Below are 12,264 nucleotides of genomic sequence, written 5' to 3'. Positions count from 1 at the left end.
ACTTCGGGTTGTAAGGGGCCATACATGATCAGACGGTTCGGTGAAACCCCGCAAGCGGGGCAGAAATACATCAGACGTGTGGGTGTTTATGCATTGTTGCCTCGTGGTCGGCACCTTTTGCTGACTTGTCAGATGGAGCCCGGCCCCGACCTGCAACTGCCCGGCGGCGGGATCGACCCCGGCGAATCACCTGTCACCGCCCTGCACCGCGAAGTGTTCGAGGAAACCGGCTGGCTTGTGGCCGCGGCACGTCGCGTTGGCGCGTTCCGGCGGTTCACCTACATGCCCGAATACGACCTGTGGGCGGAAAAGGTCTGCCTGATCTACCGCGCCCGCCCCGTACGCCGTATCGGCCCGCCGACCGAGCCGTTTCATGAGGCGTTGTGGATGGATACCGCAGATGCAACGCAAATGCTGGGCAATGCCGGTGACCGTCACTTTGCCGCTCAACACCTGAACCGGCTCTAGGGCCCGTTATATTCAAAGAATACGGCCGAGACGTCGTCATCCGTGCCGCTGCCGGGGGCCATGGCCTGTGTCAGGCGCCAGAACATGTCGTCCAGAAACTCGGTCCCGCTGCGGCCGGGGGCGCATTCCAAAGCCATCCGGCGCAGCCCTTCCTCTTCCAACAGCCCGCCACTGGCGAGCCCGCATTCGGTAAAGCCATCTGAATACAGCAACAGCTTGTCGCCGGGATGCAGATAGGTTTCGGTCTGCTGAAACGAGACGTCCGACAGCAATCCGATGGGCAGCCCGCCTTCGCCCAGAAACTCGGTCCTGCCATCGTGGCGCAACACCAGCGGGTGTGGGTGCCCGGCTTGCACCATTTTCAGATGCCCATTGCGCAAGTCAACGATCGCATAAACCATGGTAAAATACTCTTCGACACCCGCATCGGCCATCAGGCGGCAATTGAGCATTTCGGCCACCTGCTCGGGCGGTAGCAGCGCATAGAACTTGTCCATCCGCTTTTCCATCGCCACGTTCTGGTCAAAATGCTTGCTGGACAGATAGCCTCCCAGCCGCGCTGTCATCATCGCCGAGGTGATGCCGTGGCCCGACACGTCGATGCTGTAGAACCCAAGCCGATTGACCCCGGGCGAGAACATTCCCACCAGATCGCCGCCAATATGGCCACAGGGTTTCAGCAACATGCTGACCCGCGACTTGCCGAATTCGCGGGTCAGTTCCGGCACCAACGAGTCCTGAATTTTCCGGGCCTGCATCAGATCCTTGTCGATGGCATCATGCGCCACGCGCAGTTCTTCCAGAGCGGTTTCGATCAACCGGTTTTTCTCGGACAGTTCCCGCTGCATATCTAGAATACGCGCCCCAGCCGAAATGCGCGCGCGCAGCTCATCGGCCTCAAGCGGTTTGATCAGAAAGTCGTCGGCCCCTGCATCCAGTCCTTTTGCCACCTCCTGCTTTTCGCTTTTTGAGGTCAGCAGGATGAAGTAGCTGTACTGCTCACTGTCCAGCGCCCGGAAGGCGCGGCAGAATTCCAGCCCGCTCATCCCCGGCATGACCCAGTCGCTGACCACCAGATCCGGGGGGTAGGCGTGGCACATCTCGATGGCCGCATCACCGCTGTCGGCCTCAAGCACTTCGAAGCCCCATTTTTTTAGCGAGGCAACCAAAATCCGCCGTTGCAGGCGACTGTCATCAACGACAAGTACCTTTTGGATCGCGCCAAAATCCAGCTCTGTCCTGGCCTCTGCCTGACTGCCTTCTGCCACCTGTACCCTCTGCACTGCAACCATACCTGAACGCGCCGACCCTAGCGCGCGGCTATTTAACATCCCGTGAAGGCGTCTTGATTGCGTTGCTTAACCCGCTCTTTACCCGCCTCGGGCTACGCAGGTCATGTCGCGATAAGTGTGGAGAGGCAGAACATGATCGACTGGTCCAGGGTCAGACAGCTGCGGAATGAGGTGGGCGCCGGTGAGTTTGACGAGGTGGTGCAAGTCTTTCTGGACGAAGTGCAGGAAACCATTGAACGGGTGCACCGGGACACAAACCGGGCCGAGTTCGAGCAAAACATGCATTTCCTCAAGGGCAGCGCGCTGAGCCTTGGGTTCGACCGCTTCTCAAGCCTCTGTCAGGATGCCGAACGCAACGCCGCCGCTGGCAAGGCGGCTGAGGTTGATCTGCCCGCGATTTTGAAGATCTATGACGAGTCCCGCACTGTGTTCCTGACTGCCAAGGCCGTGAACCTGACCTAGATCACGAACTGCGCCAATGTCTCGTCTTCGGTGATGTCGGTATAGGTGAACCCGGCCTCATCCAGATGCGCGAACAGGCGGGCGAAGTTTTCGGGCTTGCGGGTTTCGATTCCGATCAGGACCGAGCCGAAATTGCGCGCCGATTTCTTCATGTATTCGAACCGGGCGATGTCATCCTCAGGGCCGAGAATGCTTAGAAACTCCTTCAGCGCGCCGGGGCGCTGCGGCAGGCGCAGGATGAAGTATTTCTTGACGCCGGAGTAACGCTGCGCCCGCTCCTTGACTTCGGGCAGACGCTCGAAATCGAAATTACCGCCTGAGGTGACGCAGACCACAGTCTTGCCACGAATAAAGCTTTGGACATCAACAATGGCCTCGATCGCCAGTGCGCCGGCGGGCTCCAGCACGATGCCTTCGACATTCAGCATCTCGATCATGGTAGTGCAGATGCGGTCTTCGGACAGGACCAGCACGTCGGACAGATGGCGATCCTTCAACAGCTCAAAAGGTTTCGCACCGATTTTCCCCACAGCCGCGCCGTCGACAAAGTTGTCCACCTGATCCAGCGCCACCGGATGCCCCGCCGCCATCGCCGCGTGCAGGCAAGCCCCACCCTTAGGCTCGACAAACAGGCAATGGGTCCGGTCGCCGAACCACGTCGCCACGCCCGAGGACATGCCACCGCCACCCACCGGCAGGATCACGTGATCGGGCAAGCCGCCCAACTGGGCCTCAATCTCAACGGCCAATGACGCCTGACCTTCGATCACATCCTCATCGTCGAACGGAGACAGAAAATGCCCGCCCTGCTGTGCACACCAAGCTTGCGCGGCCGCCAATGTGTCGTCGAAATAGTCGCCGATCAGGTGAATCTCGGTATTGTCGCCGCCAAAGATGCGGGTCTTTTGGATTTTCTGCTGCGGCGTCGTCACCGGCATGAAGATCACACCCTTCACGCCCAGATGCTTGCACATATAGGCCACGCCTTGCGCGTGGTTGCCCGCACTGGCGCAGACAAAAAGGTCCTGCCCCTGCTGCTTGCGCATGGCATTGAACGCGCCGCGGATCTTGTAGGACCGCACCGGGCTCAGGTCTTCCCGCTTGAGCCAGATATCCGCGCCATAGCGGTCGGACAGATGGGCATTCCGCTGCAGAGGTGTGGGCGGAAACACGGTGCGCATTGCCTGTTCGGCGGTGCGGGCGCGGGTCATGAAATCAGTCATGACCGTTTCACTGCCGTATCACCGCCGAAAGGGCAAGGAATACATATGTGTACGTGGCTCAGGAGAGGTCGCGTTTTTCAACACAAACCCCATAAAACGTTGTCAGAACGCTCAAACTGGTCATTGCAATCACCCAGTTCACAACAGACTGAAGCACAAACCCAAGAAGTTCAGAAAACGCTCCGAAAAACCCTGATACAAGACCAAGAGCAAAGCCAAACGCGCCCAAAATTACAAAAACGAGCAGGACCGCCGTCGCAATGGGCCGCGTAGCACGCCACGAGTCATCAAGCTTAATTGGCTTACCTACAGCGCTTGCTGGAAGCACCAAGCTAAGCCGCTGAATAACCCAAAACATGAAAATCAACCCGACGACCAAAAGAGCTCCGCCAAACAATGAAAGCGAACCGCCTGCAAAACCTCCGGCTGCGTAAACTACGCCGAACAGCAGAGCTCCCAAACCTATGAGGATCGCCCCCAACAAGAAACCCCATCCAAAATACGAAACGATGCGTGCCCCGTTGAAATCCGGAAATGTTTTTTCCGGGTACTCTTCCAGCAGGCAATAACGATGCCATGAAACGGCCACCCAAAGGGCCGCAACGTAGTTCAAAAGGCCAAACAGCAATACGCCGCCAAACTCTCCTTGTTCTCCGCTGAGATAGGCCGGCCCCTTAACAATGAACAGCACCACCCCCAGTAAGGAAACTGCAATGATCGGAGAAGACACGCGCAACGCAGTTCCGAAATCATTGAAAATCATCCCAAGCGCATGTTTGAAAATCTGCCAACTCAACATCGAAAACCGCCCTCTCAACCAATCCTTGTTCTCTTTGCACCCGTTTCACCCCAATTCCCGCCCAGCGTCAACGCAGATAACTTGCCCCCGCTTTCAAAACCCGTTAGGGGCCAAGCGTTCTACGCATAAAGGGAAGTCAGATGTCCGCGCCCAAGAAAGTTGTTCTGGCCTATTCCGGTGGCCTTGATACCTCGATCATCCTGAAATGGTTGCAGACCGAGTATGGCTGTGAGGTCGTCACCTTCACCGCCGATCTGGGTCAGGGTGAGGAACTGGAACCCGCCCGCAAGAAGGCCGAGATGCTGGGGATCAAGCCCGAGAACATCTATATCGAGGATATCCGCGAAGAGTTCGTCCGGGACTTCGTCTTCCCCATGTTCCGCGCCAACGCACAGTACGAAGGCCTGTATCTGCTGGGCACCTCGATCGCGCGCCCGCTGATCTCGAAACGTCTGGTTGAGATTGCTGAAGAAACCGGTGCTGACGCCGTAGCACATGGCGCGACCGGCAAGGGCAACGATCAGGTTCGCTTTGAGCTGGCAGCTTATGCGTTGAACCCCGAGATCAAGGTTATTGCCCCATGGCGTGAATGGGATCTGACCAGCCGTACCAAGCTGCTGGAGTTTGCCGAAGCAAACCAGATCCCGATTGCCAAGGACAAACGCGGCGAGGCACCCTTCTCGGTCGATGCCAACCTGTTGCACACCTCGTCGGAAGGTAAGGTTCTGGAAGACCCCGCCGACATGGCGCCCGACTATGTCTATCAGCGCACCGTCCACCCCGAGGATGCGCCGAACGAGCCCGAGTACATCGAGATCGGTTTTGAAAAAGGCGACGCGGTCAGCATCAATGGCGAAGCGATGAGCCCCGCCACCATCCTGACCAAGCTGAACGAATATGGCGGCAAGCACGGTATTGGCCGTCTGGACCTGGTCGAAGGTCGTTTCGTGGGTATGAAATCGCGCGGCATCTATGAAACGCCGGGCGGCACCATCCTGCTGGAAGCACACCGTGGCATCGAATCCATCACCATGGACCGCGGCGCGATGCACCTGAAAGATCAGCTGATGCCGCAATATGCCGAATTGATCTATAACGGTTTCTGGTACTCGCCCGAGCGTGAGATGCTGCAGGCCGCAATTGACAAGAGCCAAGAACACGTCACCGGCACCGTCCGCGTGAAACTGTACAAAGGCCTGGCCTCGACCGTTGGCCGCTGGTCGGATCACTCGCTCTATTCCGAAGCACATGTGACCTTTGAGGAAGATGCAGGCGCTTACGATCAGAAGGACGCGGCAGGCTTCATCCAGTTGAACGCGCTGCGCCTGAAACTGCTCGCAGCACGGGACAAACGCCTGAAGTAGAGGAACTTCTGCACAAAAAAGTTGAATTGACCGGACGGGTCGCAACTTTGCCGCAGAATTGCCCGGTTGGTTGAACACACAGAACGGGTCGGCCCAGTAAGGAGTCCGGCCCGTTTTTCATTCAATCCAATCGAGGCATTCATGCAGGCAGATCACCGACAGGAACCCCCGGCAGAATTTGAGTTTCGGGGATCAGCGAGCGAGTACTTCGGCATCTGGATCGTAAACCTGCTGTTGTCGCTATTGACCTTTGGCATCTACAGCGCCTGGGCCAAGGTGCGCACGAAAAAGTACTTTTACCAGAACACCTATGTCGCCGGGCGCAGCTTTGACTATCACGCGACGGGCGCGCAGATCCTGATCGGGCGGCTGATCGTGATCGCCGGGATCATCGCCTTCACCGTTCTGGGCGCAATTCCGCTGGTGAACCTGGTCATGTTGCTGGGTTTGGTGTTCCTGATCCCCTACCTGCTGGTGCGGTCCTTGCGGTTTCAGGCACGCATGTCCAGCTGGTCGAACGTGCGGTTCGATTTTCAGGGCACATGGGGGTCGGCCGCGGCCAACTATTTCCTATACCCCCTCATCGCGGCGCTGACGATCTATACCACATGGCCCTTCGTGACCCGCTCGATCCAGAGGTTTCACGTGAACGGGCACAGCTTCGGCACCACGCCTCTGCATTTCGACAGCCCGATCGCGCCTTTTTACAAGGCCTTTCTGGCAACAGCTGCCTGGGTCATTGTCAGCGTTGCCGTGATCGGTACCCTGCTGGGAGTGAACCTGTCCACGTTCGACGCATTTCTGGCCCTTGAAGACAACCCCGAAGACATCACGGCAATCCTGGCCGTTTTCACGATCTACGCATTTCTTCTGCTGGTGCTGGTTCCAGCAACGATCATTTATCGCGCCATGGTTCGCAATACGGTCTACAACTACACTATTCTGGGCGACGGGCACCGGTTCTATTCGGATGTGAACGCCCTGCGTCTGCTGTGGATTTCCGTTTCGAATGCTGTAATTGTCGCGATTACACTGGGTCTGATGCTGCCCTGGGCGCATGTACGCCGGGTACGCTATCTGGCCAATCACACCACATTCGTCCCTGCCGGTCCGCTGGATGATTTCGTGGGCGACGTCAGCGCACAAGTCAGTGCCATTGGCGACGCCTACGGGGATATCGAGGGCTTTGACATCGGCATCGCGGTCTGACCTTTGAGCACGTTTCCCGAAGATATCGGCGCGCCTGTCCACGGGCGCGCCTATCCGCCTCTCAGCTCGCGCGAGATCCCTGCGCGGCTGGCAGTGGGCACCAATACCGTCTGGCTGATTGGCGATCAGGGTCAGATCCAGACCCGCTGCACCCCCGAAGAGCTGTCGGTGGAGACCCGCGTCGGATCAACCGAACGGCGGGTGAAATTCCCGGACGGCACCCTGTTTCTGACCGACAAGCACGCAGCGCTCGAGCATCTGATCGCCGACTCCAGCGGATCGCGCCTGCATCAGGCAGAGAAGTTCCACCCCCGTCTTATCCTTGTCACACTGGCCAGTCTGGTCGCGATCTGGGGTGTGTGGAAATACGGGCTTTCGGTGCTGGTGGCGCTGGCGGTGTGGATGACCCCTCCGCCGCTTGTGGCCGCCATTGATGCCGGTGTGATGCAGGCGCTGGATCAGATCATGACCGAGCCCAGCGCCCTGAGTGATCGGGACAAAGCCAGGGTTCAGGACAGCTTCGACCGGGTTCTGGCGGCGCTGGGTCCCGCAGCCGAGGATCACGACTACACTCTGGAATTCCGCGACCTTCCGGGAATGGGTCCGAACGCTTTTGCCCTGCCGGGTGGCACGATTGTGGTGACCGACGACCTGGTGCGGCGGGTCTCAACCGATGCGCTGGCCGGGGTGATCGGGCATGAGATCGGGCATGTGGCCGAACAGCACGGGCTGACACAAATCTACCGCTCGCTTGGAGCGTTTGTGCTGATCGGGATGATGGCGGGCGATACCGGCCCGGTGCTGGAACAGGTGCTGCTGGAAGGTAACCTGATCCTGTCCCTGTCCTATTCCCGCCAGCACGAGTTGGCAGCGGACCAGTTCGGCGTCGATCTGGCCAAAAAGGCTGGTTTCGACCCCAATGGCCTGTCGGACTTCTTCGAGTTGCTGGAACAGGAATTCGGCGATCAGGATATAGATTGGCTCAGCACGCACCCACGGTTCGAGGATCGTCTGGAAAACCTGAAATCCGTGACCCAAGGTCACTAGGCGCGGGCTATTGCCTGCGCCCCGACTGCCCCCTAACCCTGTGGCTGAAACAGGAGGGGCCCCCATGACACTTGCCGCTATCGCCGATGGCATTCAGAAAAATCTGGTCGGGCGCAGCTTTGAAGGCTCGTTGAAATTCGACTGCGGCGATGACGGCGTCATCGTGCTGGCCGACAATCAGGCCAGCACGCAGGATCGCGACACCGATTGCACCATCCGCATCTCGCAGGACAACCTGACCAAGCTGCTGACCGGCAAGCTGAACCCGATGACCGGGGTGGCACTGGGCAAGCTCAAGATCTCGGGCAATATGGGTGTGGCGATGAAGCTGGGGCAACTGTTGGGCTGAGGCGATAAACTCGTCTCACCACCGCGTGACAAACCATGTCAGCGGATTGCGCCGGTGCATAAGTCAGGGCAGCCTGATCCCGAAAGGAGCCCTGCCATGACCCGCATCGCCTATTTCGACTTCGTCAAGCCAACGCTGCTGTTTGCTTTGATCGCGCTGGCCGCCCTGCTGCGCGCCGCGCCCGCGCCGGCCGCCGGGACCGAGACCCTGACAGTTGCGGGGGGCTGTTTCTGGTGTGTCGAATCCGATTTCGAATCCGTACCAGGCGTGATCGGAGCGGTCTCGGGCTTTACCGGCGGTAAAACCGCAAACCCGACCTATGATCAGGTTACCAAAGGCGGCACCGGTCATTACGAGGCGGTCCAGATCACCTTTGACCCGGCCCGGGTGTCCCGTGAAACGCTGCTGAACATGTTCTTCCGCTCGGTCGATCCAACCGATGCAGGCGGTCAGTTCTGCGACCGGGGGGACAGTTATCGCACGGCGATTTTCGTCTCTAACGCGGGGGAAAAGGCGCTGGCGCAGCAGGCCAAGGCTGATGCGCAGCGCGCCTTGGGGCAAACGGTTGTCACGCCGATCCTGCAGCAAGGCGCGTTCTTTCCGGCAGAAGCCTATCATCAGGATTATTACAAGGGCACCAAGCTGGTCCTGACCCGCTTTGGCCCCAAGCGCCAGCACAGCGCCTACAAAGCCTATCGCAAAGCCTGTGGCCGCGATGCCCGGGTCAAGCAACTCTGGGGCAGCGCGGCGCCGTTTGCCGGGTCTTAATCGAACCGCGCCTCGTGCACTTCTTTGAGGTCGGGGATCACATCCGCCGTTCCGTGCCGCGTGACCATCAGGGCCGCGGCACGATTTGCCTGGGCGATGGCTTGCGCCATCGGCATCCCGTGATCCATTCCCGCCAGGACATATCCGGTGAACGTATCGCCGGCACCTGTAGTATCCACGGCTTGCACCTTATGGGCGGGAAAGTCCGAGGCCTCGCCGCGATGGTAATACCGCGCGCCTTTTGAGCCCAACGTGACGATCACATGTTCGATATTCAGGTCGGTCACCGATTGTCCGGTGGCATCGCGCAACTGCTCGGCCTCGACCTCATTCAGGATCAGAAAATCCAGATAGGGCAATACGGCCTGCACCGCCGCGGCCTGAAACGGGGCTGCGGCGTAGCAGACGGACAAGCCCAGCGCACGGGCTATCTTTGCGGCCTCGACCTGCAGGGTGGTTTCGTTCTGCATCACCAGCAGATCACCCTGCGATGCAGAGGACAGCGCCTGCCCTAGCTGGTCCGGCGTGATTGCGTGGTTCGAACCCGGAAACAGGATGATATTATTCTCGCCCTGCGCATCCACAGCAATGATGGCGTGACCGGTGGGTACATCGACCTCAGCAACATAGCGGGTGTCGACGCCGTATTCCGTCAACCGATCCCGCGCCCAGCGCCCATCTGGCCCCACGGCCCCGATATGCGCCACCTGTGCCCCGGCTCGCGCCGAGGCCACGGACATATTTGCCCCCTTGCCACCCAGAAACCGATCCAGTCGATTGGCCGAAAGGGTCTCTCCCGGCCCAGGCAGGTGCGGCACATCATAAATCATGTCCGCGTTGATCGAGCCGAGATTCCAGATCGTCATGGTTTGCCCGAAATATCGCACGAGGCCAGAATGGCCATGTTCAGGATGTCATTCGCCGTCGAGACGGTCGAACAGATCTGGATCGGCTTGTCGACACCCGACAGGATTGGGCCGATCACCGTGGCGCCACCCATTTCCTGCATCAGCTTGGTCGAAATCGACGCCGAGTGCCGTGCGGGCACGATCAGGATATTCGCAGGGCCGGTCAGACGCTGGAACGGGTAACCCGCCTGTTGGTCCACGTTCAGGGCCACATCCACGGTCATTTCGCCTTCGTATTCGAAATCGACACCGCGTTGGTCCAGAACGGCAGGAGCGCGGTGCATTTTCTCGGCCCGTTCCGACACCGGGTAACCGAAGGTTGAAAAGCTGACGAAAGCCACGCGCGGCTCAAGCCCCATGTGGCGGGCCACGGCGGCCGCCCGTTCGGCAATATTCGCCAAGTCGTTCTCATCCGGCCATTCATGCACCAGCGTATCCCCGATCAGAACGATGCGGCCCTTGTGCAGCAGCGCGGTGACACCGGCCGCACCATGGGCCGCGTCAGCGTCGAACACGTGGTTGATCCGGTCCAGAACATGCGCCGATTTGCGCGTGGCCCCGGTTACCAGACCGTCGCCATGCCCGTGCGCCAGCATCAGGGAGGAGAACACATGCCGGTCGCGGGCGGCCAGCCGGTGAATGTCCTTGCGGTCAAACCCCTTACGCTGCAGGCGTTTATACAGGAAGTCGTTATAGGTATCGAGATGCGCGGTGTTGGCGGCATTCACCACTTCCAGCTCGCGCACGGCATCGCCCAGACCGGCCTCTTCCAGCTTTTTCTTGACGTCCTCGACACGACCCACGACCAGCGCCTTGCCAAAGCCCGAACGCTGATAGGTCACCGCCGCGCGCAGCACGCGGGGATCGTCGCCCTCGGCAAAGATCATGCGGCTTTGGGCCTGGCGCGCACGGGCGTTCAGGCCGCGCAGGATGCTGGCGGTCGGATCCATGCGGGATTTCAGACTCAGCTCATACGCGTCCATGTCGATGATCGGACGGCGGGCCGCGCCGGTATCCATACCCGCCTTGGCCACGGCGGGTGGGATACGGTGGATCAGACGCGGATCGAACGGCGTTGGAATAATATAGTCGCGACCAAAGGTCAGCGATTTGCGATAGGCCATGGCGACCTCATCCGGCACATCCTCGCGCGCCAGACGGGCCAGCGCGTGTGCACAGGCGATCTTCATCTCGTCATTGATGGCGCGGGCGTGAATATCCAGCGCGCCCCGGAACAAGTAAGGGAAGCCCAGAACGTTGTTCACCTGATTCGGGTAGTCGCTGCGACCGGTAGCGACGATGGCATCCACGCGGACCTCATGGGCTTCTTCCGGTGTGATCTCGGGATCGGGGTTCGCCATGGCGAAGATCACCGGGTTGTCGGCCATGCTGGCAACCATATCCTGCGTCACCGCCCCTTTGACCGACACGCCCAGGAACACGTCGGCACCTTTCATCGCATCTTCCAGCGTTCGCAGATCGGTGGTGATCGCGTGGGCCGATTTCCACTGGTTCATGCCCTCGGTCCGGCCCTGATAGATCACACCCTTGGTGTCACAGACGATGCAGTTCTCATGCCGCGCGCCCATCGACTTAAGCAGTTCGATGCAGGCAATCCCCGCCGCCCCCGCACCATTCAGGACGATCTTCACATCCTCGATCTTCTTACCCGAGATATGCAGCGCGTTCAGCAGGCCCGCCGCACAGATCACTGCTGTGCCATGCTGGTCATCGTGGAAGACCGGAATATCCATCTCTTCCTTTAGGCGTTGTTCGATGATGAAACACTCGGGCGCCTTGATGTCTTCCAGATTGATGCCACCGAAGGTCGGTCCCATCAGCCGCACCGCACGACAGAACTCATCCGGGTCCTCGGTGTCCAGCTCGATATCGATCGAGTTCACGTCGGCGAACCGTTTGAACAGGACTGATTTGCCTTCCATTACCGGTTTCGACCCCAGTGCGCCCAGATTTCCAAGGCCCAGAACCGCGGTCCCGTTCGAGATCACCGCAACAAGGTTGCCCTTGTTGGTATAGTCATACGCCGTCTCAGGCGCTTCGGCGATGGCTTCACATGGAACAGCAACTCCCGGGCTGTAGGCCAGCGACAGATCGCGCTGCGTGGTCATGGGAACGGTGGCTTGCACCTCCCACTTGCCGGGGGTCGGATCGAGGTGAAAGGCCAGCGCCTCTTCTTTGGTGATCTTCGTTTTGGGCATCTTTTTGGTCGTTTCCATGACTTCGGGGCTGTCGCCTCATAACGCAGGAGAACGCGCGCCTCAACGAGAATGAGTTTTCGGCTTTTACAGAAGATGCGGGATTTGTAAGGTCGCGCCCGGAACACGCCAGAAAGGGACCGCTTTTGTCCATAGTCA

12 protein-coding genes are annotated in these 12,264 nt (G+C 59.4%); 7 read left to right on the top strand and 5 right to left on the bottom strand.

The features are described 5' to 3' along the window. Positions 1-24: 24 nt before the first annotated feature. Positions 25-468, top strand: a complete 444-nt coding sequence (locus tag ACR0IM_RS10965) for an NUDIX hydrolase (protein WP_480681922.1) — start codon at positions 25-27, stop codon at positions 466-468. On the opposite strand, the gene ACR0IM_RS10960 is transcribed toward ACR0IM_RS10965, so the two are convergent. Further along, a complete protein-coding gene (locus tag ACR0IM_RS10960) occupies positions 465-1,760 on the bottom strand; it encodes a PP2C family protein-serine/threonine phosphatase (protein WP_480592162.1) in 1,296 nt (431 codons plus the stop codon). The genes ACR0IM_RS10965 and ACR0IM_RS10960 overlap by 4 nt on opposite strands. Before the next feature lie 132 nt (positions 1,761-1,892). Here ACR0IM_RS10960 and ACR0IM_RS10955 point away from each other — a divergent pair, with 132 nt between their 5' ends. Then, positions 1,893-2,222, top strand: a complete 330-nt coding sequence (locus tag ACR0IM_RS10955) for an Hpt domain-containing protein (protein WP_480641395.1) — start codon at positions 1,893-1,895, stop codon at positions 2,220-2,222. On the opposite strand, the gene ilvA is transcribed toward ACR0IM_RS10955, so the two are convergent. Continuing rightward, positions 2,219-3,445, bottom strand: coding sequence for a threonine ammonia-lyase IlvA (ilvA, locus tag ACR0IM_RS10950; RefSeq protein ID WP_480681921.1), 1,227 nt, complete (start codon positions 3,443-3,445; stop codon positions 2,219-2,221). The genes ACR0IM_RS10955 and ilvA overlap by 4 nt on opposite strands. A gap of 58 nt (positions 3,446-3,503) precedes the next feature. Continuing rightward, positions 3,504-4,244 carry a hypothetical protein gene (locus ACR0IM_RS10945; protein ID WP_480681919.1) on the bottom strand — a complete coding sequence of 247 codons (741 nt, stop codon included), beginning with the start codon at positions 4,242-4,244 and terminating at the stop codon, positions 3,504-3,506. Positions 4,245-4,384: 140 nt separating this feature from the next. Here ACR0IM_RS10945 and ACR0IM_RS10940 point away from each other — a divergent pair, with 140 nt between their 5' ends. The 5 genes from ACR0IM_RS10940 to msrA all read left to right on the top strand — a co-directional run bounded on the left by ACR0IM_RS10940 (position 4,385) and on the right by msrA (position 8,981). After that, positions 4,385-5,608 carry an argininosuccinate synthase gene (locus ACR0IM_RS10940; protein ID WP_480641397.1) on the top strand — a complete coding sequence of 408 codons (1,224 nt, stop codon included), beginning with the start codon at positions 4,385-4,387 and terminating at the stop codon, positions 5,606-5,608. A 141-nt stretch (positions 5,609-5,749) separates the two neighbouring features. Next, entirely contained in the window at positions 5,750-6,817 is a 1,068-nt protein-coding gene (locus ACR0IM_RS10935; RefSeq protein WP_480681918.1) for a YjgN family protein, read from the top strand. 3 nt (positions 6,818-6,820) lie between these two features. Continuing rightward, positions 6,821-7,864: a M48 family metallopeptidase gene (locus ACR0IM_RS10930; protein ID WP_480681917.1), complete on the top strand. Its 1,044-nt coding sequence runs from the start codon at positions 6,821-6,823 to the stop codon at positions 7,862-7,864. Positions 7,865-7,928: 64 nt separating this feature from the next. Further along, a complete protein-coding gene (locus tag ACR0IM_RS10925) occupies positions 7,929-8,213 on the top strand; it encodes an SCP2 sterol-binding domain-containing protein (RefSeq protein WP_170326135.1) in 285 nt (94 codons plus the stop codon). 96 nt (positions 8,214-8,309) lie between these two features. Continuing rightward, complete coding sequence (msrA, locus tag ACR0IM_RS10920) at positions 8,310-8,981, top strand: peptide-methionine (S)-S-oxide reductase MsrA (RefSeq protein WP_480591948.1); 672 nt, start codon at positions 8,310-8,312, stop codon at positions 8,979-8,981. Here the strand turns inward: msrA and ACR0IM_RS10915 are convergent. Both ACR0IM_RS10915 and ACR0IM_RS10910 read right to left on the bottom strand, forming a co-directional pair. After that, positions 8,978-9,847, bottom strand: a complete 870-nt coding sequence (locus ACR0IM_RS10915) for a ribokinase (protein ID WP_480641401.1) — start codon at positions 9,845-9,847, stop codon at positions 8,978-8,980. The two genes, msrA and ACR0IM_RS10915, sit on opposite strands and share 4 nt — an antisense overlap. Further along, positions 9,844-12,108: an NADP-dependent malic enzyme gene (locus ACR0IM_RS10910; RefSeq protein ID WP_480681916.1), complete on the bottom strand. Its 2,265-nt coding sequence runs from the start codon at positions 12,106-12,108 to the stop codon at positions 9,844-9,846. Before ACR0IM_RS10910 ends, ACR0IM_RS10915 begins: the two co-directional genes overlap by 4 nt. Positions 12,109-12,264: the final 156 nt, after the last annotated feature.

Source organism: Ruegeria sp. BF6 (genome assembly GCF_056538665.1).
Note: the sequence above shows the minus strand (reverse complement) of the source record. Positions and strands in the feature narration are given on the sequence as shown.

Bases quoted from the DNA above. Each gene is read 5' to 3' on its own strand.
- ACR0IM_RS10960 (WP_480592162.1), bottom strand. From the start codon at position 1,760: ATGGTTGCAGTGCAGAGGGTACAGGTGGCAGAAGGCAGTCAGGCAGAG.
- ilvA (WP_480681921.1), bottom strand. From the start codon at position 3,445: ATGACTGATTTCATGACCCGCGCCCGCACCGCCGAACAGGCAATGCGC.
- ACR0IM_RS10915 (WP_480641401.1), bottom strand. From the start codon at position 9,847: ATGACGATCTGGAATCTCGGCTCGATCAACGCGGACATGATTTATGAT.
- ACR0IM_RS10910 (WP_480681916.1), bottom strand. From the start codon at position 12,108: ATGCCCAAAACGAAGATCACCAAAGAAGAGGCGCTGGCCTTTCACCTC.
- ACR0IM_RS10965 (WP_480681922.1), top strand. From the start codon at position 25: ATGATCAGACGGTTCGGTGAAACCCCGCAAGCGGGGCAGAAATACATC.
- ACR0IM_RS10925 (WP_170326135.1), top strand. From the start codon at position 7,929: ATGACACTTGCCGCTATCGCCGATGGCATTCAGAAAAATCTGGTCGGG.
- msrA (WP_480591948.1), top strand. From the start codon at position 8,310: ATGACCCGCATCGCCTATTTCGACTTCGTCAAGCCAACGCTGCTGTTT.
- ACR0IM_RS10955 (WP_480641395.1), top strand. From the start codon at position 1,893: ATGATCGACTGGTCCAGGGTCAGACAGCTGCGGAATGAGGTGGGCGCC.
- ACR0IM_RS10940 (WP_480641397.1), top strand. From the start codon at position 4,385: ATGTCCGCGCCCAAGAAAGTTGTTCTGGCCTATTCCGGTGGCCTTGAT.
- ACR0IM_RS10945 (WP_480681919.1), bottom strand. From the start codon at position 4,244: ATGTTGAGTTGGCAGATTTTCAAACATGCGCTTGGGATGATTTTCAAT.
- ACR0IM_RS10935 (WP_480681918.1), top strand. From the start codon at position 5,750: ATGCAGGCAGATCACCGACAGGAACCCCCGGCAGAATTTGAGTTTCGG.